Here is a 22,840-nt window from a genome sequence, read left to right on the forward strand (position 1 = left end):
CATGCCACGACCATTGCGGGAGTCTTGCATGAGCAGCAACATTCATCACGCGGCCGCCGACGGCTACGCCAGCGGCGCCGATACCTACGTCAAGGGCCGGCCCGACTATCCGCCCGCCGTCTCGGACTGGCTGCGCGATACCCTGGGCCTGGGGCCGGGCAAGACGGTGCTGGACCTGGGCGCCGGCACGGGCAAGTTCACGCCCCGCCTGGTCGACACGGGCGCGACGGTGATTGCCGTCGAACCCGTGCCGGCCATGCTGGCAAAATTGTCCGCCGCCCTGCCGCAAGTCCGCGCCCTGGCCGGCACGGCCACGGCCATTCCCCTGCCCGATGCCAGCGTCGACGCCGTCGTCTGCGCGCAAGCCTTTCACTGGTTCGCCACGCCCGAGGCGCTCGACGAGATCCTGCGCGTGCTGAAACCCGGCGGCAAGCTGGGCCTGGTGTGGAATCTGCGCGACGCCAGCGTGCCCTGGGTGGCCAGGCTGGACGCCATCGTCAACGAAGCCGAAGGCGACACGCCCCGCTACTACACGGGCGCCTGGCGCCGCGTCTTTCCCCACGCGGGCTTGACGCCATTGCAGGAAACACAATTTTCCCAGGAGCACACGGGCACGCCCGAGGACGTGCTGTTCAACCGTGTGCGCTCCACCAGCTTCATCGCCGCCCTGCCGCCGCAGGCACGGCAAGGCATCGACGACGCGATCCGCGCGCTGATCGCGTCCGAGCCGGCCCTGCGCGGCCGGGAGCGCATCGGCGTGCCCTACCGGACGGCTGCCTTCGTGGCGCAAAAGGCGGCATAGGCAGGTATTTGCGGCCTGTGTATGCCAGCAAACAGAAGAATGTGGCGTTGGCGGCAATGATGGAGCACACTCACCCATCACAAGGAAAAGCCATGTCCGCCATTCCCCGTCCGCCCCTGCCCTACGAAGCACGCTACGAATATGAAGAGGAAGGCGAGCAGGAGACGCGCGCGCAGCTGCTGCAGACCCTGCACGGCATTTCCGCCACCACCTATGCCGATTCCGGCCACGCCACGCGCAGCGTGCACGCGAAAAGCCACGGCTTGCTGCGCGCCCGCCTGCAGGTGCTGGACGGCCTGGCGCCCGAACTGGCGCAGGGCCTGTTCGCCGTGCCGGCCGGCTACGACGCCGTCATGCGCATCTCCACCATTCCCGGCGACATGCTCGACGACAAGGTTTCCGTGCCGCGCGGCATGGCCGTCAAGGTCATCGGCGTGCCGGGCATCCAGCTGTCCAGCCTGGATGCGGACGACGGCGCGCCGCCGGCCGCCACGCAGGATTTCGTGCTCGTCAACGGTCCCGCCTTCCTGGCGCCCAGCGCGAAGAAATTCCTCGGCAGCTTGAAGTTGCTGGCTGGCACCACGGACAAGGCGCCGCGCCTGAAGCAGGCCCTGTCCACCGTGCTGCAGGGCGCGGAAAAGGCCCTCGAAGCCGTGGGCGGCGAAAGCGGCACCCTGAAAAGCCTGGGCGGCCATCCGGAAACCCATGTGCTGGGCGAAACCTACTACAGCCAGGCGCCCATCTTGTATGGCGCCTACATGGCCAAGGTGGCGTTGGTGCCCGTGTCGCCGGAACTGGCGGCCTTGCGGGGCGCGCATGTCGACCTCGACGGCAAGCCCAACGGCTTGCGCGACGCCGTCGTCGCCTTTTTCGGCCGCCACGCGGCCACGTGGGAAGTGCGCATCCAGCTGTGCCGCGACATCGCCACCATGCCGCTGGAAGACTCTTCCGTCGCCTGGCCGGAAGAAGACAGCCCCTATCTGCCCGTGGCCCGCCTCACGGCCCTGCCGCAGGCGGGCTGGAGCGAGGCCCTGTCGCGCGCCGTGGACGACGGCATGGCCTTCAGCCCCTGGCATGGCGTGCTGGAACACCGCCCCCTCGGCTCCATCATGCGCGTGCGCAAGGCCGCATATGCGATGTCGGCCCGCTTCCGCTTCGAGCGCACGGGCAACATTGCCCGCGAACCGCGCGACCTCGCCGCTTTCCCCGCCGGCTGAGCGCCATGCCCGCCGATACGCCCGCGCAAGACAAGGCCGCCCCGTCCGACACCTGGCTGGGCAAGCTGGGGCCGGGCCTCGTCACGGGCGCGGCGGACGATGACCCCAGCGGCATCGCCACGTATGCGCAGGCGGGGGCCCAGTTCGGCTTCGGCATGCTGTGGACCGTGTGCCTGACGTTTCCCCTGATGCTGGGCATCCAGGTCATCAGCGCCAAGATCGGCCGGGTCAGCGGGCACGGGCTGGCGACGAATATCCGCCGCCACTATCCCCGCCCCCTGCTGTATGCCATCGTCGCCTTGCTGCTGCTGGCCAATGTCATCAATATCGCCGCCGACGTGGCCGCCATGGGCGACGCGCTCACCCTCATCATCGGCGGCCCCACCCACCTGTATGCGCTGGGCTTCGGCCTGCTGTCCCTGCTGCTGCAAGTGTTCATCCCGTATCAAAAATACGTGCGCATCCTGAAATGGCTGACCCTGGGCTTGCTGGCCTACGTGGCCACCGTGCTGACCGTGCAGATTCCCTGGGGCGAAGTGGCGCTGCGCACCGTCTGGCCGAAGATGGCCTGGACGGCGGCCTCCGTCACCATGATCGTGGCCGTGTTCGGCACGACGATCAGCCCCTATCTGTTTTTCTGGCAGGCGTCGCAGGAAGTGGAAGACCTGCAGGCGGACGCGGACGCGCAAGCCCTGCGCCGCACGCCCGAGCAGGCGCCGCTGCAATTCCAGCGCATCAAGCTGGACACGGCCATCGGCATGGGCTTTTCCAACCTCGTAGCCTTCTTCATCATGCTGACGACGGCCGTGACCCTGGGCGCGCAAGGCATCACGCACATCGACACCTCGGCCCAGGCCGCCTCCGCACTGCGTCCCATCGCCGGCAACTTCGCCTTCGCCCTGTTCAGCCTGGGCATCATCGGCACGGGCTTGCTGGCCATCCCCGTGCTGGCCGGCTCTGCCGCCTACGCCATGGCGGGCGCCTTCCACTGGAAAAGCAGCCTGGAACTGGCACCGCGGGCGGCGAAGAAATTCTATGGCATCATCGCCACGGCCACCCTGCTCGGCGTGGCCCTGTGCTTTACGCCGCTCAACCCCATCCAGGCCCTGTACTGGAGCGCCGTCATCAACGGCGTCATCTCCGTGCCCATCATGGCCCTGATGATGGGGATGGCCGCCCGCCCCGCCATCATGGGAACGCTCACCATCTCGCGCCGGCTGCGGGCGCTGGGCTGGCTGTGCACGGCGGTCATGGCCGTGGCCGTGCTGGCCATGTTCGCCGCCATGGCGTTCTGATGCCCGTCAACCCCGTGGCTTGAGCATGCCTTCCACGATGCCCAGCACGGTTTCGCGGGGCAGCAGGCGGGGCAGCCAGGCCAGCAGGCGGTTGGGCCGCCCCGCCACGTGGCTGCTGCGGCCCCGGTCCAGCGCGCGCAGCGCCTCGTCGACGACGGCTTGCGGCGCCATGCGCTTGCCCACGGCCGCCTCGGGCGCGGCCACCACGTCGAAGAAGGCCGTCTCCGTGGCGCCCGGGCACAGGGCCAGCACGCGCACGCCCCGGTGGCGGTGTTCCGCCCACAGGGCTTCCGAGAACGACAGCACGAAGGCCTTGCTGGCGCCGTACACGGCCATGTAGGGATCGGGCTGCAGGGCCGCCGTGGACGCCACGTTGATGATGGCGCCCCGCCCCTGCGCCAGCATGTGCGGCAAGGCGCAGTGCGCCAGCTCCATGAGGGCGGTGCAATTGACGGCCACCTCCAGCCTCTGGCGCGCCAGGGAAATGGTCTCGAACCTGCCATGCGTGGCAAAGCCCGCGTTATTGATCAGCACGTCGGGCGCCATGCCCAGCGCGCAAGCCTGCGCGTAGGCCGCTTCCGCGGCGCCGGGCTGGCCCAGGTCGGCCACTAGGGCATGGGCGCGGATGCCGTGGCGACGGGCCAGGTCGGCGGCCAGCGCCTCGAGCACGGCGCCGGAACGGGCCAGCAGCAGCAAATGGGCGCCGCGCGCGGCCAGGGTTTCCGCAAAGACGCGGCCGATGCCGGACGAGGCACCCGTGATCAGCACGGTTTGCTTGGTATATTGGAAGGTGGTCATGGCAAGTGTGGGTAGTGAAAGGGAATTCACTGTAAACTGTGGTCTTTGGTCCACGGTCAAGGGAAAACGATGCGCATCGGAGAAATCACGCGCCTGACGGGCGTCAGCAGGGACACGGTGCGCTTCTACGAGCGCCAGGGATTGCTGGATGCGGCGCCGCAGCCGGGCATGACGAATAACTACAAGGAATACTCGGCGCAAGCCCTGCGCCGCATCGAACTGATCGGCCACGCCAAGGCGCTGGGCTTTACCTTGAAGGAAATCGCCGAGGTCATTGCCGTGTGGCAGGAAAATGCCCTCGATGGCGACACCAAGCGGGCCATGCTGGAAACCAAGATCGCGCAGATCGACGACAAGGCCCGCTCGATGGCCGTGCTGCGCGCCGGCCTCGTCGATGCGCTGGCCAAGGTGGAGACGGGCTGTGCGGATGGCGCGCCGGCAACAGGATGGCAGACTGACAAGGATAAGCAATGAATAACTATTACACCCGCTACCGCCACCTGGCAATCGAAGGCGCCAAGCCGCCGCCCACGCCGGGCCAGGTCGCCGCCATCGAAGCCCTGCTGGAAGCGCCCCTGCCGCCCGCCTTCCTCGCCTTCCTGCAGGTGGCCAACGGCGCCTGCTGCGACTACGCCTGCGACGTGCCCGATGGCGAGGGCGGCGTGGAGACGATGGGCTTCAATACCTTCTTCAGCGCCGACGACGGCGATTTCTGCGATGAAACCCTGGTCGGCGAGATCCGCGCGGCGCGCCAGCACCTGGCCATGCCCGAGAAAATCCTGCCCTTCGCCCGCGACGGCGGCAATTCCATGCTCTTCCTCGACCTGACGGACGACGGGGGCGGCCGCGTGCTGGCCTACGTGGAGGAGTTGCCGGGCTGGACGGGCAAGCGCGCCCATGGCTACATCGTGCTGGCGCCCTCCTTCGATGCATGGCTGGACAGCCTGTACATCGACCGCGACACGGTGCTCGACGAACTCGAACACAGCGTCTCGGCCCCGTCGCACCTGGAAGCGATGGCGCAGTGGCTCGATATCGGCATGCCCGCCTGGCGCCGCGATGCGGGCCTGGCCGCCTTGTTTGCTCTTAAACAAGTCGAACTGTACGCCAGCGAACAGGACTAGTCCTACGGGAATCCTCGTGTGTGTCCTATGGGTGTGCGCAGGCGGCTGGCTTAACATTGTCATCAGCTTGCAGAAAAAACCACACACGAAAGGATTTCCCATGCGCATAGCCACCACCAGTTCCCGCACCCCGTCCCTGAAAAGCGTCGCCATCGGCGCCGCCGTGGCCCTCCTGAGCGGCATCGCCATCAACAGCATCGCGGCCGCCGCGCCGGGGGCGTACGACAAGCAATTCCTCAGCAAGGCCGCCGATGCGGGCAGCACGGAAATCGCCGCCAGCAAATTGGCGCAGAGTAAGAGCAGCAATGGCGACGTGAAACAGTTCGCCGATGCCATGGTGACGCAGCATACGCAAGTGGCCGACGAGCTGAAACAGCTGGCCGGCAGCAAGCAGATCGCCGTGAGCGACGCGCCGGGCGCCCGCCACAAGGCGCAGCTCGACAAGCTGGGCCGCCTGGAAGGCCGGCAGTTCGACACGGAATATGCGGCCAGCATCGGCGTGGCGGCACACAAGGATGCCGTGAAACTGTTCACGGATGCCAGCCAGAAGGCCAGCGATCCCGACATCAAGGCCTTTGCCGTCAAAACCCTGCCAGCGCTGCAACATCACCTGGACATGGCCAACGCCTTGCACGCGGCATTGGCGAAATAGACGGCAATAAGCGGGTAGATACTTGCCGTACGTGCTGTACGGCAAGTATTTCCCCTCTTGGCATACAATGCGGCAACTTCGTTTTTGGCGCCGCCATGACCTCATGCAGCTACTCAAGAAAACCGGCCTGACCGCCGCCGCCATCCTCTTCCTCATCCTGCTGGCAGGCTGGCTGTTCATCAAGGTGGCCGCCGCCCGCAACGCTACCGTGTATGCGCAGCAATGGAACGAGCGGGGTACGTGCGTGATCAAGACCCTCGTGCCCCATTACGGCACGGGCGTGCCGCAAAATATCGTGCGCGCCTTCAGCACGTCGAATTTCTTCCGCGTCTATCACAAGGATGGCACCTTGTTGGAAAGCACGGAATGGGTGCTGGACATGCACGAAGATGGCATCCTCGACCATGCCCGCTGGGGCCAGAACCGCGCCATCTACCCCACCGACCTGGGCTACGAGGGCTGGACCCTGCCCGAGTGCGCGTGAACGGGGAGTCAGCATGCAAAAAGTGAAACAAAAGGGTTTGCGCGGCCCCTGGGGCGACGCCCTCTACGTTCCCACCTTGCACCATTTCCTCGGCCCTTACGACGTGTATGACCGCGAGGAAACCCTGGGCGTGGAACTCGATGCCTGGGACATGAACGATGCGGCCCAGCGCGCGGCCCTGATACGCCGCGATATCACCTCGCAATACAAGGAACTCAGCTACCGCCACCGCTACCTGCTGCTGCAGGTGCTCGAACGCGCCCTGCAAGACCCGGCCTACGATTTTGCCGCCATCCTCGAGCATGACCCGGAAAGCACCCATGCCCTGCCCGCCCGCTGGGACGAAATGGACGATCCGCGCGCCTTCTTCGCGGACATTTACGCCCTGGCGCAGCAGGACTGGCGCGACGACCTGGCCAGGGCGGCGGCGGAAGACCCGGCCACCTGGTAAGGCGCCGCCGGCGCCTCACCCCGACTGCATCGCAGCTCCGGCAGCCAAGCGATCAATGCGGCAGATCGGTATGGCAGGCGCAGTCGTGGCCGCTGGCTGCTTCGGACAGGTTTTGCAGGATGGCGCAATCTTGCGACGGCTGCGGCTGGTCGCACTGGTGGCGCAGGGTCACCAGCTGCTGCTGCAGGGTTTGCAGGTTCGCCATCTGTTCGGCGATGCGCAGGATGTGGTGGTCCAGCAGCTCGTTGACGCTCTGGCAGCCTTCGGCCGGGTTGTTCTTGAACTCCAGCAAGGCACGGATATCCGTCAGGCCGATCTGCAGCGAGCGGCAATGGCGGATGAATTGCAGCCGTTCCTGGTGCTCTTCCCGGTATTCGCGGTAGCCGGCGCTGTTGCGGCCCGGTTCCTGCAGCAGCCCCGCCTTTTCATAGTAACGCACGGTTTCCACGTCACAATCCGTCCGTTTGGCCAGTTCTCCGATACGCATGGCATCCCCTTTTCATTCTTTCGTGCAAATTCTGCTTGACCCTGTAGCGGCTACAGGGTTTCTAATGCAAGCATACACGAATCCTGAAGGATGATGCGATGCCGCACGATACCCATAACCACGCACAGAATGATGCTTCCGGGCACGGCCACACCCACGGCCCAGACCACGGCCACGGGCACCCGCCTGCGCAGGGCCACGATCATGCGCACGGCGCGCAGCCGGCCACGGCGCCCAAGGCCGCCGGCTGCTGTTCCAGCCAGCACGCCTGCTCGTCCACGCCTGCCGCCCAGGCCGCGCCAGTGCTGCCCAGCGCCGCAATCGCCGGCGCGCGGACGGTGCAGTACCGCATCGTCAACATGGATTGCCCCACGGAAGAGCGGCTGATCCGCAACAAGCTGGCGAACATGGCCGGCGTCGTCGGCCTCGATTTCAACCTGATGAACCGCGTGCTCGACGTCCACCACACCCTGCCCTCGCTGGCCACGGTGGAAGCGGCCCTGCACGGCATCGGCATGCAGGCCGTGCCCATGGAAACGGGCGCCGCCATCGTGCGCGATCCGGCCGAAGGCAGCCTGTCCGGCCTGCAAAAAGGCTTGCTCGTCGTCTCCGGCCTGGCCGCGGCGGGCGCCGAGGCGCTGGCGTGGACGACGCACGCGGACAGCTCGCCCCTCGTCATCGCCCTGGCCCTGCTGTCCATCGCGACGGGCGGCTGGCCGACCCTGAAAAAGGGCTGGATCGCCCTGAAAAGTTTCACCCTCAACATCAATTTCCTGATGAGCCTGGCGGTTTTCGGCGCCATCGCCATCGGCCAGTGGCCGGAAGCGGCCATGGTCATCTTCCTTTTCGCCATCGCCGAACTGATCGAAGGCCTGTCCCTGAACCGCGCCCGCAACGCCGTGCAAAGCCTGATGCAGCTGGCGCCCGACGTGGCGACCGTCGCCGGCGCGGGCGGGGCATGGCAGCAAGTACCGGTTGCCTCGGTAGCCATCGGCACCTTGATGCGCGTCAAGCCGGGCGAGCGCGTGGCCCTCGACGGCCTTGTGCAAAGCGGCGAGTCGTCCGTCAACCAGGCACCCATCACGGGCGAAAGCATGCCGGTCGACAAGACCGTGGGCGACGTCGTGTATGCGGGCACCATCAACGAACGGGGCGTGCTCGACGTCACCGTGACGGCCAACAGCGGCAACAGCACCCTGGCCAAGATCGTCAAGGTGATCGAGGAAACGCAGGGCAAGCAGGCGCCCACGCAGCGCTTCGTCGACAGCTTCGCCCGCTACTACACGCCCGCCGTCGTCGTCTTCGCCGTCCTCGTGGCCGTGCTGCCGCCCCTGCTGCTGGGCCAGCCGTTCATGGCCTGGGTCTACAAGGCGCTGGTGATGCTGGTCATCGCCTGCCCCTGCGCCCTCGTCATTTCCACGCCCGTGACGGTGGTCAGCGGCCTGACGGCGGCCGCGCGGCGCGGCATCCTCGTAAAAGGCGGGCAATTCCTGGAAACGGGCTACCGCATCAAGGCCATCGCCGTCGACAAGACGGGCACCCTGACCATGGGCAAGCCGGCCGTCACAGACGTGGTGGCCATGGACGGCGGCGGCCGCGACGCCATCCTCCTGCTGGCCGCCAGCCTGGACGCCAACTCGGCCCACCCCCTGGCCGCCGCCATCGTCAAGGCGGGTCCGCCCGCCGACCGCCACCTGGCCGTCACCCAGTTTGCCGCCCTGCACGGGCGCGGCGTGCGCGGCAGCATCGCCGGCCAGACGTATTACCTGGGCAATGCCCGCCTGATGGCGGACCTGAACGTCCTCACGCCGGAACTGCAAGCCATCCTGGCGGGCCTGGAACAGCAAGCCTACACGGCCATGGTACTGGCAACGCAAGCGGGTCCGCTGGGCGTGATCGCCGTGGCCGACGTGCTGCGTCCGACGGCCGCGTCCGCCATCGCCCGCCTGAATGCCCTGGGCGTGGCCACCGTGATGCTGACGGGCGACAACCTGCTGACGGCGCAGCGCATCGCCGCCGAGGTGGGCGTGAGCCTCGTCAAGGCGGAATTGCTGCCGGAAAACAAGCTCGATGAAATCAAGGCCCTGCAGCAGCGCTTCGGCGTGGTAGCCATGCTGGGCGACGGCGTCAACGACGCGCCCGCCCTGGCGCAGGCCGACATCGGCTTCGCCATGGGCGCGGCCGGCAGCGACACGGCCATTGAGACGGCCGACGTGGCCCTGATGGACGATGAACTGGGCAAATTGCCCGAGTTCATCAGCCTGAGCCGCCGCACGCGCGCCATCCTCGTGCAAAACATCAGCTTTGCCATCGGCATCAAGGCCGTCTTCTTCGGCCTGGCCCTGGCCGGCATGGCGACCCTGTGGATGGCCGTGTTCGCGGACGTGGGCGCCAGCCTGCTGGTGGTGGCCAACGGCTTGCGCCTGCTGCGCGGCAGCAAGCAGGCCTCGTCCCAGGCATAAATAGTTTCATCTGGACAATTCATGTAAAAAACGCTACTTTGGGGCTGTCCACAACCGTCCCAAGGTAGCCGATGCCTCCTTTGCTCCGCCTCACCGTGCTGGCCGCCCTGCTGCTGCCGCTGACCTGCCTGCACGCCACAGGCCCGCCTCCCCCCGCTGCCACCGCCTGCGCCTCGCCCGCCCAGCCCCTGCGCGAACAGGGCTACGTGCCCATCAACGGCATCGGGCAATGGGTCACGATCACGGGCGCGGCCTGCCGCAATCCCGTCATCCTCTTCATCCATGGCGGTCCCGGCAATGCCTTGAGTCCGTATGCGGATGCCATCTATGCGGGCTGGCAGCAGGATTACACCCTGGTGCAGTGGGACCAGCGGGGCGCGGGCATGACGTACGCGCAGCAGCGCCCGTCCGACGACGTGCCCCTGACGGTGGCGCAGATGCGCGACGACGGCATCGCCGTGGCCGAATACCTGCGGCAACGCCTGGGGCAGGACAAGGTCATCCTGATGGGCAGTTCCTGGGGCTCGATCCTGGGCGTGCACATGGCCAGGGCCCGGCCCGACCTGTTCCACGCCTATGTGGGCGCGGCACAGGTGGTCAATGCGCGGCAGAACGAGGCGGGCATGTACCGGGAGGTTCTGGCGCTGGCGCAGGCGGCCGGCGATACGGCCACGGTGGACAGGCTGGCGGCGCTGGGTGCGCCGCCATGGCGCGACCCGCGCAACTTCGGCATCCTGCGCCGCTTCGACCGCAAATATGAAGCGCTGGCTACGGATGCGCCGCCGAAACACTGGTGGCAGCCGGCACCGTTCTACGCCACGCCGGCAGCCCTGGCCGCCGCCGAGGCGGCCGACGATTATTCCTACCTGCAATTCATCGGCCTGCACGGCGACGGCATGTTCGCCAGCATCGACCTGCCCGCGCTGGGCACGCGCTTCGACTTGCCCGTGTTTCTCGTCATGGGCGAAGCCGACCTGCTGACCTCGCCCGCCATCGCGCGCACCTATTTCGACAGCATCACGGCACCGGCGAAGGGGTTTACCGTGGTGCAACGGGCCGGGCACGACCCGAACCAGGCCATGCTCGACGCGCAATGGAAGGTCCTGCGCGAGCAGGTGGCGCCGATGACCGGTCACTGATTTATCTCAGCAAGCCACCAGTGTACATGGGATGCACAGCATTGCATCCTATGAGCTTGCTTTCCACTCATAGACGGTTGTGTGAGCTATTGCTGCCATCGTTGATTTTACTGAGATTATTTTCTTTACTCCAAATAATGAACCGTGTAACTGGAGAAAAATATTGGCAACCTGGATGAGATTAGATAGTGCTACTATTCCTATAATGGACGGAAATGTAAAAAAACTCGATATATGAAGAAAAAGTTCCCGCAATGGAATCACCATATGCATAATTTCGCAGAAGAGATGCATATTGAGCAATAGATAGAATGTCTCACTCAAGGATACTCATGTCATTTGAACTGAAATACGCGATCATTCATAGCTTTACCAAGGAATCAAAACAGTCCTACGCCACCAATATAGTAAAAAAAACGGCACTACTTAAGAATGAACTTCCGGCGGTGATGTCGCTTGTGCAGGGGGTCTCCGCATTGTTAGGAAAACCCGGCAATATTCTTAGTTATGGGCAATTTTCGAATGATATGCGGCAGGGGAAATTCCCTGCTGAATTTGATTGCTATTCTTCAAAACCATTGGATGCAGCTGCATTTATTTCCATGAGTCATCTTGCAGTTGATGAACTAGCAGCCGCTTCCGAGTCAGAGTCATTTTCTACCGGCGGACATATTTTGGTTTCATATTATTTGATTGATAATAAGAAATTTATACTTGTTGCCATGATCAAACAACGAGGCGGGGTTAGTCTTGATAAAGATTACGTGCCGATTGCTGTTACAGAAATAGATTTATCTAAGGTTCATCAAGCTGCACGTATCAATTTATCGAGATACGTTGAAGTTGCGGCGCAACCAGGACTTTCTAATGATGACGATGAAGATGTAGTGGAAGAACGAACCTATTTGTCTTTTGTCGGTCAAGGCACCCACAATTTGGCATCGGGTTACTTTGTCAAAGCATTGGGATGCACAAAAGGAATTTCATCTTCACGAGCAACTGGAAATGTAATATCTGCTGTCCGCACATTTTTTTCTAGCGCAGAACTGAAACCACATCGAAGTGCAGCATGCAATGGTGTTATTGCCTATTTAAAAAAGAAACTTGATGCGAAAGAAAATGCAGTCCTCAATGACTTGGTTTACGCGGCAATAGCCACGCTTACAGAAGGACAAAGCGCAATAATTGACCAACTGAAGGAATTCTTAAATGATGAACGAACAAAAATTCCTGCCGAGTTTGCAATTCATGCACCTACCCTTCGAAAGAAAACTATGATTAAGGGGGAGACTGCAAACTGGACGATGCAATTTGAGCAGGGTATGTTAGGACTAACCGCAAATGCAGCCATCATATATAATGAAGATAAAAAAACACTAACATTCACCAACCTAGGGGAAAAATTGATCTCGGATATTGAATCTGAACTCAAGCAAAGATAAAAATGTTCTCTAAGATCGTTGAACTATATAGAGCACTAAATTTCCCAAAGGTTGAGGGGAACAAGTTCTTCTTTAATGGTGCCATTGACCAATCAATAGCTTCGCTAGTTGAGGAAGTGGATAAACTTGCTAGCCATTTTGGGTCGTTTTCGCATAAGGAAATTTATGAACTTCACTTAGATGTCGAATTTAATCTGCCAGCTTCCGAATCAGGAAGATTTTATCAAAATTTCGCGGAATTTCTTCTATTTACACCCACACTGAATTTTGGCAGTATTTCAGAGGAATTTTATATATGTGACATCGACTACTACTCCAAAGATGTGGCAATTCCTGATGCAATGCGTAAACTTGAGACACTATGTAGGTTTATTAGAGCAATTTCCAAGTTAGCTGTTCAAAATAGCTTCCAAATAGAAAATACATCGCGCGATAATAGATTGGTTTTTGTTGTGGCGGCTGATGGGAAGTCGCCAGCGAAGACATTGCTGATAGATATCAAGGTGACAGAAGAATTATTGGAATATTGTTTGCCGCATATAAAATTTTTGGAGTCATTACTTTCCAAAAATAGAAAAAATGATGTACATGTTGAAGAGCGACTGACTATTATGCGATTGGCGATTGCAGATATATTAAATTCAGTAGTGGGCGAAGTAGAGCGATTCCAGTATTTGGTAAAAAATTGGGGCGATGTTCTGTCAAAGTATCATCATAATTTTTTGGCATTCATCCATCAATACTCTTTTGAAAAAGTTCGCAAGGAAATCGCCACAACGGAAATAGAACATGCCACAAAACTCAGCGCAGTTCTCGGCGATATCTCTGGTAAGTTGCTGGCACTGCCTGTATCGTTGGCAGCAATTATACTATTGCGAAAAGCTAATTCAAGCGAAGAATTTGCAATTGGCTTTATCGGTTTGGCTTGCGTATCTTTAATTTTTATTGGCATTTTGATTAATCAATGGTTACAGGTGCGTCGTTTGCGCGGAAGCTTTGAAGTTATTTTCTCTCAGTATGACGTATCGAAATTTCCATTAAAATTAAGCAAACCAATAAGTAATGCAAGAAGAAATGCTGATATTCAATATTTTACTTTAATTGCCACATTTATAATTTTCGGAGTCCTTGCACTATTACCACTTGGAGGCGCAATCTATGTATTAAATGATCGCTCACAATTACGTTTGAGCGAGATATGCCTTTTGATCGCAAGTCAATTCCCCTAGCGCCATGAACAGTGCTTCGGAAATTTTCCGCCTTCTTTATTTCCTGAAGGAAATTAGTTTCAGACATAGTAGATAAAAACTAAAGTTTCTGTGATTGTCAGTACCTCCCCTATTTTCAGAGTATGTTTAAGCTATTACAGCTAACCTGATAACGTAAAATGGACACCATATGAATGGATGAATGGAGCGGGCAATACGCACTTGCTTTGATCCGGCCAATGCATTGTTTCCGGCAAAGCCAAGCAGTAATGCACACTTTGCCCCCTACATGGCTATGGCATGGCATCCCTGTCGATCCGCGCCGTCAGTCGGCGCTCGAAATCCTGCAGTTCCGCCCCGTTGAGGTCCGATATCAGCTGATAATGCATGCCGGCGCGGCTCCAGCGTATCAGGTGATAGCCCTGCCGCGTGCTGGCGCGGGGCGGCGCCTCTGCCGCGTCTGGCCAGACGTACAGGTTCAGCACGTGCTGGTGCCGGCGGTACGCGAGGGCGGCGACGGGACGCTGCCCGATATAGTCGAGGCGCCCGCCTACCAGGGGATAGCCTTCCTGCGCCAGGTCCACCACGGGCGGTGAAAAGTCGAGCTTGCCGCTGAACCACGGCTTGACGGTGTGCTGGTCGGACGATGCCACGTCGGCCAGGTGGTTGGGCAGCAGCGAACGGAAATGGCTGGCGACGATCTCCTGCTCCAGCCGCTCCGTGTCGGAAGGCGCGGACAGGTACAGGGCCAGGGTGACGGCCAGGGCGGCCGTGCTGGCGCTGGCCACGCCGAAGTTGATCCACGCCCACGGCAGTTGCGCCCAATGCCGGCCTCGGCGCGCCTCTTTCTCCTCTTGCGCCTCCTGTTTCATCCCTTTCGCCTCGTCCCGCAACGCCTCCTGCAGGCGCTGGCGCAGGGCGGCCGGCGCCGCATGCCGCGTGCCATGCGTGCCGACGGCCGCGCGCAAGGCCTGCATCTGCGCGCTGGCCCTGGCGCAGTCCGGACACCGGTCCAGGTGCTGGCGCAGTTGCGCCGCCGCCTGGGCATCGAGTTCGCCATCGGCCAGGGCGGACAGCTTGCGGCGGGATTCCTTGCACTCCATTTCATTTCTCATCGGTATGTTGTTTCAGGTAGTCAAGCAGCAGCTTGCGTCCGCGCGCCAGGCGCGACATCACGGTGCCCAGCGGAATGCCGACGATGTCCGCAATCTCCTTGTACGAGCAGTCGTCCATCTCCTTCAGGACCAGCACTTCCCTGAAATGCCGCGGCAGCGCTTCCAGGGCGTGATCGACGGCGTCCTTCACGTCGGCCCGGGCGAGGATGTCTTCCGGGTTGCCGCCCGCCGCCGGCGCCATGCCGCATGCCCCGTCGTCCTGGCCATGGAGCTCCTCGTCAAAGCCGATGTCGCCCTGTTCCGCGCGGTTGTCGCGCAGGGAGGTGTAATACGTGTTGCGCACGATCGTCAGCAGCCAGGCGCGTGCGCCATCGCCATGGTAGCCATCCATGAAGCGGTAGGCCCGCAGGAACGCCGTCTGCACCAGATCCTGGGCATCCTGGTCATTGCGCGTGAGCCACCGTGCCAGGTTGTAGGCGGCGTCCAGGTGAGGCAAGGCCATTTTTTCAAAGTACCTGGTTTTATCGATGTCACTCAAATGAACACCCGTCAGCCTGTCTATCGTCTCGGTCTCTCTTGCTAAGACTCGCCTTGCCCGCCGTTTATTCCCGCCGCCGCCACTTTTTTTGCGCCGTGCCGGTATTTCACGGCCAGCCGCCCTCGCCGGCAGGAAAACTGGCGCAAACGGGAATATTTTCCGCGCCTTTGGAGTTATAGCACTTGCAGGCCCCGGCTGCATCGCGCCGGTGCCAGGCAACTGCAAAACGAAAGGATGCCGACATGAACCACCCCTGTTTCCTCCCTGGCCTGGCCGCCGCCATGCTGCTGGCCGCCGGCGGCGCCAGCGCCGGCGACGCCGCTCATGGCCAGGTGCTCTACAAAACCATGTGCATGTCCTGCCACTCGATCGACTACAACGGCGTCGGTCCCGCGCACAAGGGCGTGTTCGGCCGCAAGGCGGGCAGCGCCGCCGGCTATGCCTACTCGCCCGCCGTGAAGGCGTCCGCCATCGTGTGGAACGAAAAAACGCTGGACCAGTGGCTGGCGGGGCCGGAAAAACTGATCCCGGGCCAGAAAATGGGCTATCTGGTGCCGTCCGCGCAGGACCGCGCCGACCTGATCGCCTACCTGCAGCAGGAATCCGCGCGGGCCAGCCCGGCGCAGGCCGCCAGATAGAGAGCGTTGTACCACCGCCTGCCAGCCATGCCAGGCACTTAAAGGAGAGTCATCATGATGGACCGCAGAAGTTTCATGAAACTGACCGCCATCGGCGGCGGCGCCGTATTCATGTCCGGGCTGTACGGACATGCGCCGGCGGCGGCAGCCGGCAAGACGGCCGCCCCCTACGAGGATTTCTATTTCGTCCAGCTGTCCGACGTACACTGGGGTTTCACGGGCGCCGCCAACCCCGATGCCCGCAACACCTTCAGGAAGGCCGTCGCCACCGTCAACGCGCTGGCCGTGCAGCCCGACTTCATCATCTTCACGGGCGACTTGACGCACACGACGGACGACCCGAAGGAACGGCGCCAGCGCATGGCCGAATTCAAGGACATCGCGGCCGGCCTGACGGTGAAGACCGTGCATTTCATACCCGGCGAACATGACGCCTCGCTCGACAACGGCGCCGCCTTCCAGGAAAACTTCGGCCCGTCGAATTACACCTTCGAGCACAAGGGCGTGCACTTCATCGCCCTCGACAACGTGTCCGACCCCGGCGCGCGCATCGGCGAGGCCCAGCTTGCATGGCTCAAGAACGACCTGGACCGGCAGGCAAGCGATGCGCGCATCGTCGTCTTCACCCACCGGCCCCTGTTCGACCTCGTGCCCAAGTGGGACTGGGCCACGCGCGACGGCGACCAGGCCGTGGCGCTGCTGGCGCCGTACCGCAATGTGACGGTGTTCTACGGCCATATCCACCAGGAACACCACCACATGACGGGGAACATCGCCCACCACGCCGCCAAGTCGCTGATTTTCCCCCTGCCCGCGCCCGGCTCGCAGGAAAAGCGCACGCCCCTGCCATGGGACCCGGCCGCGCCGAACAAGGGACTCGGTTGGCGCGAAGTGGAAGCGCAAGCGGGTAACGATTACAAGCTCGCGGAATTTCCCGTGGCCGGGAGCTGAACCATGGACCGCGCAAGACGACAGTTCTGCATCCGCAGCGCGTGCGGCTTCGGTGCGCTGCTGGCGGTGGCCGCCATCGAAGCCCGGGACCTCAAAAATATTGCTGGAAATGAAAGAATTATCGCCATCGAGGCGAAGAAATTCGTCTACACGCCCAACGAGATCACCCTGAAGACAGGCGAGCCGGTGGTGCTGGCCTTCACGGCCATCGATTTCATGCATGGTTTTTTCATACCGGACATGAAAATCCGCGCGGACCTGCAGCCGGGCCAGGTCACGCAAGTGCGCCTGACGCCCGCGCAGGCCGGTGAATATCCCTTCCTGTGCGACAATTTCTGCGGCAGCGGCCACGAAGAGATGAGCGGCAAGATCATCGTCACGGACTAGGCCGGCGCGCGCGGCGCCGCCCGCCCGTCAGTCCCGCGGCCGGCGCGCCGCCTGCCGGGCCGCTGCCAGCGCCGCGACGAAGGCGGCGTCGCCGTCGGCGCAGGCGCTGGCCGTGCAGCTGCCCACGTCCTCGGCGATGCGGAAGCCTTCGCCCAGGCTGCTGGCGTTGCCGCGTCCGCCATGCCCGCGCGCAGCGCTGCGCAGCACCTGGCGCGAGGCAGAATAGCTGCCGCCCCGCGTGATGAAGTAATCGCCTTTCGCCTCGCAGCCCTCGCTCCAGGCCGCGCCATCGGCGGGCGCGCCCCGGTAATCGGGGTGCTGGCAATCGGCCACCCACTCGGCCACGTTGCCCATCATGTCGTGCAAGCCATGGCCGTTGGGCGCATACATGCCGACGACGGCCGTGTACTCGGCGCCATCGTCGCAATCCGTGACGAGCATGTCGAGGCCGAAGTCGCGCCGGGCGGCGGCCTGGAAGCGCCGGTCCTTCATGTTGGCGTAGGTACATAATTGATCTGGCGCATCGCCGGACGGGTATTTCGTCGTCGTGCCCGCGCGCGCCGCGTATTCCCACTCCGCCTCGCTGGGCAGGCGGAAGGCGCGCCCCGTCTGCTGCGCCAGCCATTGCACGTAGGCATGGGCATCGGTCCAGCTGACGCACATGACGGGGTGGTAGTCCGTCGGCGCGTGCGCGGGCGCATCCCAGCCCGCTTGCTTGAGCGCCATGCCGTCGCCGCGCTCGAATTCCCAGCATTCACTAGCCGCCCGGTAGCCGGTGGCGGCGACGAATTGCCGGAACTGCGCCACCGTCGTCTCGTATTTCGCCAGGCGGAAGGCTGCCACGCGCACGGCGCGGGGCGGTCCCTCGGCCGGATTGTGGCTGCCGTCGCCGATGGGCGGCTCCGTGCTGCCCATGATGAACGTGCCGGCGGGAATGCTGGCCATGGGTGGGAGGATGGGCGGCTGCGGGGCCGCCGGTGCGGCCTGGACGCTGCCCGGGAGCGCGCAGGCGAGGCAAAGCAGGCCGTGTTTCAGGTGGTTCATGGGCTTCCTGGTCATGGTGGGTGGAGGTCCAGATTGCCAGCCTGTCCCGCCCCGTGCCCTGCCCATGCGACGAATCGACAGTACGGCCGACGAATGGCAAGCCATGTTCTGGTCAATCAGGCAAGGGGCCGCTACACTACGCCCATGATGCAAAAAACAACCCTGTCGCAGGGCTGGCGCTCGCTATGGGAGCTGCGCCCCCGGCATGCCGTCCCCCTCCCGACCCGCCTGCTGCTCATTTCGCTGATCGGCGTCGCCCTGGCACTGGGCCTGATGGCCATCGTCGCCATCTTCGGGCGGGTCGACCGGCCGCGCTGGTGGTGGGCCTCGCTGCTGCCGAACATCGGCATCTGCCTGTGCATCGTGCATACCCTGTTCGGCGCCCTGCGCCTGGCCGGGCGCTGGCTGCCCGCGCCGCTGGCCGAGCGCATGTCGGACGTGCGCGACGTGCGCGCCGGCATGGCGCTGGGCGCGCTGGCCCTGGCCGCCATCATCGCGGGCATGACGATCGGCTTTACCATCGTGCCCATCCTCGTCGGCTTCAAGCTGTGGGGCATGTTCGTCTCCCTGCCCGCCGCGCTGACCAAGTTTGCCGTCTTCATCCTCTTCATCATGGCCGCCAACTGGGCGTGGTGGCGTGCGCGCCTGCGTCAGCAGCAGCTGCAGACCGAGGTGACGGATGCCCGCCTGCGCCTGCTGCAGGGGCAGATCGAGCCGCACCTGCTGTTCAACACCCTGGCCAACATCCAGAGCCTGATGGACTACGACCCGCCCCGCGCCAAGCGCATGCTGGAAACGTTTTCCGGCTACCTGCGCGCCAGCCTGGCGCAGCTGCGCCAGGGCGACAGCAGCGTGGACGCGGAACTCGACATGGCGCAGCAGTATCTTTCCTTGCTGCAAATACGCATGGAAGAGCGGCTGCGCTTCCGCATCGACGCCTGCGCGCAGGCGCGCCTGGCCCGCATGCCCGCGCTGATGCTGCAGCCGCTGGTGGAAAACGCCATCGAGCACGGACTGGCGCCCACCCTGGACGGTGGCAGCATCGTCGTGCGGGCCGTGGTGCGCGCGGGACGCCTGGAAGTGCGCGTGCTGGACGACGGCGCGGGCCTGGCCGCATCCGGCAAGCCGGCGCGCCCGGGCAGCGGCATGGCGCTGGCCAACCTGCGCTCGCGCCTGCAGGCCCAGTTCGGCGCCGACGCCAGCCTGAGCCTGCGCGAGCGCGAGGGCGGGCCTGGCACCGAAGCCGTGCTGGAGCTGCCCTGCCAGCCTGGCGCCGGCGCCACCGCCATGCCGGCGGCGGCATGATGCGCGCCCTGATCGCGGACGACGAGCCGCACCTGGCGCTGTACCTGCGCGACCAGCTGCTGGCCCTGTGGCCGGACTTGCAGGTCGTCCACGTGGCGCGCAACGGCATCGACGCCGCCGCCCGGATCGCCGAGCTGGAGCCCGATATCGCCTTCCTCGACATCCAGATGCCGGGCCTGACGGGGCTGGAGGTGGCGCAAGGCATCGAGGGCGCGACGCGCGTGGTCTTCGTCACGGCCTACGACGCATTTGCCCTGCAGGCGTTCGAGCACGCGGCCCTCGACTACCTGCTCAAGCCGGTCACGGCAGAGCGGCTGGCCCGCACCGTGGTGCGCCTGCACTCCGTGCCGCCCCAGCCGCCCGCCAGCGCGGCCATGGCGCAGGCCTTGCAGCAGCTGGCCCCCGCGCCCGGCCCTGCCCGCCCCCGGCTGCGCTACATCCTGGCCTCCCGGGGCGAGCGCGCGCACCACCTCGACGTGGCCCAGGTGCGCTTTTTCCATGCGGACGACAAGTACACGGTGGTGGCCAGCGTGGAGGGCGAATTCCTGATCCGCACGCCCATCATCGAGCTGGCCGCCCAGCTTGATCCGGAACAATTCTGGCAGGTGCACCGCTCCACCGTGGTCAACCTGGCCTGGCTGGACGGCACGCGCCGCGACGAAGCGAGCCGCTTGTTCCTGCGCATGCGCGGCCACGCGGACGAGCTGCCCGTGAGCCGCGCCTTCGTGCACCTGTTCAGGGCCATGTAGCGCCCGGCTTGCCATCCGTCGCGCCGGCTGTCGATGCGTCGCAAGTGCCGTGCGGCGGGCCTGGCCGTCGGCGATGCTGGGGTTTTCCCTGCCGGAGACATCCATGCTCATCCCCTTCCTGCTTTCCCTGTGCGCGGCCACCGCCGCGCCGGCCCTGCCCGTCCCCGCCATCGACAGCATCGGCGGGCGCCAGCTGGAGTCGCTGACCCTGCGCCACGCCACCTCGCGCGACGTGGTGGTGTTCGAGAACGGCTCGCGCGCCACCATCGAGAAATGGGGCACGGTGCCGGCGCGGCTGGCGCAGCAGGCGAGCGTGTTCGCCTACAACCGGCCCGGCTATGGCCACAGTGAGGCGGCCGCCACGCCGCGCGACGGGCGCACCATCGTCGAGGAGCTGCGCGCCGCGCTGCGCTTCAAGGGCCTAGCGCCGCCCTACGTGCTGGTCGGCCATTCGCTGGGCGGCCTGTACCTGCAGCTGTATGCGCGCGCCTATCCGCGGGAGGTCAAGGCGCTGGTGCTGGTCGACGCCCTGTATCCGCGCATGGTCAGGCCCGTGCAGGAGTTTCCGTGGCTCACGCGCATCGCCGGCCGGCTGGCCTTTTCCCGCACGGTGTGGCGCGAAATCGAGCACATCGACGCGACGGGCGAGATGGTGCTGGACTTGCCGGACGCCGGCACGCCCGTGGTGCGCCTGGAAAACCGGCCCGTTTCCAGCACGGCGATCGCCGTGGACTTCGGCGCGTTCAGGATGGACCAGGCCAGCCGCGACGCCGTCAAGGCGCTGTATCCGCAGGCCGTCAACATGGCGGCCGATTCCAGCCACCAGATGGCCCTGACGTCGCCGGACGTCGTCGTGGCCGCGATCCGGCAGGTACTGCCGCCGGCGGCCGAGAAAGTTGCTTTGGGAGAATGATTCCCGGGCCAGCCATGCCTGATGTGGAGCCGGGCTGTAAACGCGACCGGCCCGCCGTGTGTGCGGCGGGCCGGTCGTCGTGCGGCATGAGGGGGCGCGAAGCCCGTGCATCACGCGGCGCGGCGTGCGCGCAGGTGCAGGTAGCGGATGGCGCCGGCGGCGGTCATCAGGATGGCGGAAGCCGTTGCCAGCACGACAATAAATGCCTTGTCGAAGGCCGAACGGGCCAGTTCCGACACTTGCAGGCCCAGTTCGGCCGGCAGCTGCTCGGCGGCCAGCAGGGCCGCGTCCAGGGTGTCATGCACGTTCGGCAACACGCCCGCGCTTTCCGGGATCACCAGGGTGGCGCTGTAGACGGCCGACAGGATGGTGCCCAGCACCGTCACGCCGATCACGGCGCCCAGTTCGTACGACACTTCCTCGATCGAGGCGGCCATGCCGGCCTGTTGCGGCGCCACGTTGAGCATCACGGCGCTGGAGGCGGCCGTCATGACGGCGCCCAGGCCCAGGCCCAGGATCACCAGGCTGGCTACCTGCGCCGGGACGGTGGCGTTGTGCAGCAGCAGATAAGACGCCATGCCGATGCCCGACAGCAGCAAGGAACCCCACAGGACCTTGGCCTTGTCGGCCCGCGGCAGCATGAAACCCGTCAGCGGACCCGCAAACACGGACGCCAGCGGCAGCGGCAGCAGCAGCAGGCCCGCTTCCAGCGGCGACAATTCACGCACCAGCTGCATGTGCTGGCTCAGCGCCAGTTCCATGCCGATCAGGGCGGCGGAGGCCACCATGGCGGCGGCCACGGCGCTGGAAAACGGCAGTTCGCGGAACAGGGCGAAGTCGATCAGCGGCCTGGCCTGGCGCTTCTGGCGGCGCACGAAGGCCAGCATGAAGACGGCGCCCACGGCGAACGAGGCGGCGGCCAGCGCATACGAAGGCTGCGACTTGCCCAGCTCCTTGATGGCATACACGCCGCCAAGCAGGCCCATCATGATTTGCAGCGAGCCCTTCAAATCCCACGGCTTGTCGCGGTTGCCGGCCCGTTTCGGCAGGATGACGGTGGCCAGCACCAGGGTCAGCACGACGATGGGCACGTTGATCAGGAAGACGGAACCCCACCAGTAGTGTTCCATCAGGAAACCACCGAGCACGGGACCGAAGGCGGCGCCGCCCGAGGCGATGGCGGCCCACACGCCGATGGCGAACGAGCGCTCGCGGTTGTCCGTAAAGGTCAGGCGGATGATGGACAGGGTGGCCGGCATCATCAGGGCGGCGCCGATGGCCAGCAGCACGCGGGCAAAGATCAGCCATTCCGGCGCGGGCGAAAACGCGGCGCACAGCGAGGCGATGCCGAACACGGCCAGGCCGGCGAGGAAGACGGGTTTGTGGCCCAGGCGGTCACCGAGGGTGCCCAGGCCGGGCAGCAGGCCGGAGACGACCAGCGCGTAGACGTTGATGATCCACAGTTTTTCGGAAGCGGACGCTTGCAGGTCGCGCGTCAGCGCGGGCAAGGCGGTGTAGAGCACGGTCATGTCGACCACGATCAGGAACAGGGCGCTGGAGACGATGGCCAGCGTCAGCCATTTTTTCATTGGATGCATAAACAACTCATGGATTGTAGTGTAACTTTTAACAACTATCG

General features: G+C 63.8%; 24 protein-coding genes. 18 read left to right on the top strand and 6 right to left on the bottom strand.

Going from position 1 to position 22,840, the window contains the following annotated elements; translation table 11 throughout:
* The first annotated feature begins 28 nt into the window (after positions 1 to 28).
* The 3 genes from EBS11_RS03310 (at position 29) to EBS11_RS03320 (ending at position 3,314) form a co-directional block, all read left to right on the top strand.
* Positions 29 to 802, top strand: coding sequence for a class I SAM-dependent methyltransferase (locus EBS11_RS03310; protein ID WP_290600530.1), 774 nt, complete (start codon positions 29 to 31; stop codon positions 800 to 802).
* A gap of 92 nt (positions 803 to 894) precedes the next feature.
* Entirely contained in the window at positions 895 to 2,019 is a 1,125-nt protein-coding gene (locus EBS11_RS03315) for a catalase family protein (RefSeq protein ID WP_290600532.1), read from the top strand.
* A gap of 5 nt (positions 2,020 to 2,024) precedes the next feature.
* Complete coding sequence (locus tag EBS11_RS03320; protein ID WP_290600533.1) at positions 2,025 to 3,314, top strand: divalent metal cation transporter; 1,290 nt, start codon at positions 2,025 to 2,027, stop codon at positions 3,312 to 3,314.
* A gap of 6 nt (positions 3,315 to 3,320) precedes the next feature.
* Here the strand turns inward: EBS11_RS03320 and EBS11_RS03325 are convergent, their stop codons facing one another.
* Positions 3,321 to 4,112: an SDR family oxidoreductase gene (locus tag EBS11_RS03325; RefSeq protein ID WP_290600535.1), complete on the bottom strand. Its 792-nt coding sequence runs from the start codon at positions 4,110 to 4,112 to the stop codon at positions 3,321 to 3,323.
* 69 nt (positions 4,113 to 4,181) lie between these two features.
* Here EBS11_RS03325 and EBS11_RS03330 point away from each other — a divergent pair, with 69 nt between their 5' ends.
* The 5 genes from EBS11_RS03330 (at position 4,182) to EBS11_RS03350 (ending at position 6,823) form a co-directional block, all read left to right on the top strand.
* Positions 4,182 to 4,586, top strand: coding sequence for a MerR family transcriptional regulator (locus EBS11_RS03330; RefSeq protein WP_290600537.1), 405 nt, complete (start codon positions 4,182 to 4,184; stop codon positions 4,584 to 4,586).
* Complete coding sequence (locus EBS11_RS03335; protein WP_290600538.1) at positions 4,583 to 5,236, top strand: SMI1/KNR4 family protein; 654 nt, start codon at positions 4,583 to 4,585, stop codon at positions 5,234 to 5,236. The genes EBS11_RS03330 and EBS11_RS03335 overlap by 4 nt, the downstream gene beginning before the upstream one ends.
* A gap of 100 nt (positions 5,237 to 5,336) precedes the next feature.
* Positions 5,337 to 5,888, top strand: coding sequence for a DUF4142 domain-containing protein (locus EBS11_RS03340; RefSeq protein ID WP_290600539.1), 552 nt, complete (start codon positions 5,337 to 5,339; stop codon positions 5,886 to 5,888).
* 103 nt (positions 5,889 to 5,991) lie between these two features.
* The gene (locus EBS11_RS03345; RefSeq protein ID WP_290600540.1) at positions 5,992 to 6,372 is read left to right on the top strand and encodes a hypothetical protein; all 381 of its coding nucleotides are present in this window, start codon (positions 5,992 to 5,994) and stop codon (positions 6,370 to 6,372) included.
* Between the two features lie 13 nt (positions 6,373 to 6,385).
* Positions 6,386 to 6,823 (top strand): hypothetical protein, encoded by a 438-nt coding sequence (locus tag EBS11_RS03350; RefSeq protein ID WP_290600541.1) that lies wholly within the window; start codon positions 6,386 to 6,388, stop codon positions 6,821 to 6,823.
* Positions 6,824 to 6,875: 52 nt separating this feature from the next.
* Here the strand turns inward: EBS11_RS03350 and cadR are convergent, their stop codons facing one another.
* A complete protein-coding gene (gene cadR, locus EBS11_RS03355) occupies positions 6,876 to 7,310 on the bottom strand; it encodes a Cd(II)/Pb(II)-responsive transcriptional regulator (protein ID WP_131369443.1) in 435 nt (144 codons plus the stop codon).
* A 98-nt stretch (positions 7,311 to 7,408) separates the two neighbouring features.
* Between cadR and EBS11_RS03360 the strand changes: the two genes are divergently transcribed.
* From EBS11_RS03360 to EBS11_RS03375, 4 genes are all read left to right on the top strand, one after another.
* Positions 7,409 to 9,772 carry a heavy metal translocating P-type ATPase gene (locus tag EBS11_RS03360; protein ID WP_290600543.1) on the top strand — a complete coding sequence of 788 codons (2,364 nt, stop codon included), beginning with the start codon at positions 7,409 to 7,411 and terminating at the stop codon, positions 9,770 to 9,772.
* Between the two features lie 71 nt (positions 9,773 to 9,843).
* The gene (locus tag EBS11_RS03365) at positions 9,844 to 10,911 is read left to right on the top strand and encodes an alpha/beta hydrolase (RefSeq protein WP_290600544.1); all 1,068 of its coding nucleotides are present in this window, start codon (positions 9,844 to 9,846) and stop codon (positions 10,909 to 10,911) included.
* A gap of 332 nt (positions 10,912 to 11,243) precedes the next feature.
* Positions 11,244 to 12,353 (top strand): nucleoid-associated protein, encoded by a 1,110-nt coding sequence (locus tag EBS11_RS03370; protein ID WP_290600546.1) that lies wholly within the window; start codon positions 11,244 to 11,246, stop codon positions 12,351 to 12,353.
* A gap of 2 nt (positions 12,354 to 12,355) precedes the next feature.
* On the top strand, positions 12,356 to 13,582 hold the full coding sequence (locus tag EBS11_RS03375) for a hypothetical protein (protein ID WP_290600547.1): 1,227 nt from the start codon (positions 12,356 to 12,358) through the stop codon (positions 13,580 to 13,582).
* A gap of 272 nt (positions 13,583 to 13,854) precedes the next feature.
* On the opposite strand, the gene EBS11_RS03380 is transcribed toward EBS11_RS03375, so the two are convergent.
* Both EBS11_RS03380 and EBS11_RS03385 read right to left on the bottom strand, forming a co-directional pair.
* On the bottom strand, positions 13,855 to 14,664 hold the full coding sequence (locus EBS11_RS03380; RefSeq protein WP_290600549.1) for an anti-sigma factor: 810 nt from the start codon (positions 14,662 to 14,664) through the stop codon (positions 13,855 to 13,857).
* Between the two features lies 1 nt (position 14,665).
* Positions 14,666 to 15,178, bottom strand: a complete 513-nt coding sequence (locus EBS11_RS03385) for a sigma-70 family RNA polymerase sigma factor (RefSeq protein WP_290600551.1) — start codon at positions 15,176 to 15,178, stop codon at positions 14,666 to 14,668.
* A 278-nt stretch (positions 15,179 to 15,456) separates the two neighbouring features.
* Between EBS11_RS03385 and EBS11_RS03390 the strand changes: the two genes are divergently transcribed.
* From EBS11_RS03390 to EBS11_RS03400, 3 genes are read left to right on the top strand one after another with little or no spacing between them, the layout of a single operon-like run.
* Positions 15,457 to 15,852 carry a c-type cytochrome gene (locus tag EBS11_RS03390; protein WP_290600553.1) on the top strand — a complete coding sequence of 132 codons (396 nt, stop codon included), beginning with the start codon at positions 15,457 to 15,459 and terminating at the stop codon, positions 15,850 to 15,852.
* A 57-nt stretch (positions 15,853 to 15,909) separates the two neighbouring features.
* Positions 15,910 to 16,803, top strand: a complete 894-nt coding sequence (locus tag EBS11_RS03395) for a metallophosphoesterase (RefSeq protein WP_290600647.1) — start codon at positions 15,910 to 15,912, stop codon at positions 16,801 to 16,803.
* A gap of 3 nt (positions 16,804 to 16,806) precedes the next feature.
* On the top strand, positions 16,807 to 17,190 hold the full coding sequence (locus EBS11_RS03400; protein WP_290600555.1) for a cupredoxin domain-containing protein: 384 nt from the start codon (positions 16,807 to 16,809) through the stop codon (positions 17,188 to 17,190).
* Positions 17,191 to 17,217: 27 nt separating this feature from the next.
* On the opposite strand, the gene EBS11_RS03405 is transcribed toward EBS11_RS03400, so the two are convergent.
* Positions 17,218 to 18,234, bottom strand: a complete 1,017-nt coding sequence (locus tag EBS11_RS03405) for a formylglycine-generating enzyme family protein (RefSeq protein ID WP_290600556.1) — start codon at positions 18,232 to 18,234, stop codon at positions 17,218 to 17,220.
* Between the two features lie 144 nt (positions 18,235 to 18,378).
* Between EBS11_RS03405 and EBS11_RS03410 the strand changes: the two genes are divergently transcribed.
* The 3 genes from EBS11_RS03410 (at position 18,379) to EBS11_RS03420 (ending at position 21,201) form a co-directional block, all read left to right on the top strand.
* Complete coding sequence (locus EBS11_RS03410) at positions 18,379 to 19,539, top strand: histidine kinase (RefSeq protein WP_290600557.1); 1,161 nt, start codon at positions 18,379 to 18,381, stop codon at positions 19,537 to 19,539.
* Entirely contained in the window at positions 19,536 to 20,288 is a 753-nt protein-coding gene (locus tag EBS11_RS03415; protein ID WP_290600558.1) for a LytTR family DNA-binding domain-containing protein, read from the top strand. Before EBS11_RS03410 ends, EBS11_RS03415 begins: the two co-directional genes overlap by 4 nt.
* Positions 20,289 to 20,391: 103 nt before the next feature.
* Entirely contained in the window at positions 20,392 to 21,201 is an 810-nt protein-coding gene (locus EBS11_RS03420) for an alpha/beta hydrolase family protein (RefSeq protein ID WP_290600560.1), read from the top strand.
* Between the two features lie 110 nt (positions 21,202 to 21,311).
* Here EBS11_RS03420 and EBS11_RS03425 read toward each other — a convergent pair whose 3' ends face one another.
* Complete coding sequence (locus tag EBS11_RS03425) at positions 21,312 to 22,790, bottom strand: MFS transporter (protein ID WP_290600649.1); 1,479 nt, start codon at positions 22,788 to 22,790, stop codon at positions 21,312 to 21,314.
* Positions 22,791 to 22,840: the final 50 nt, after the last annotated feature.

This window comes from Janthinobacterium sp., from assembly GCF_009923995.1.
GTDB lineage: Bacteria > Pseudomonadota > Gammaproteobacteria > Burkholderiales > Burkholderiaceae_D > Janthinobacterium.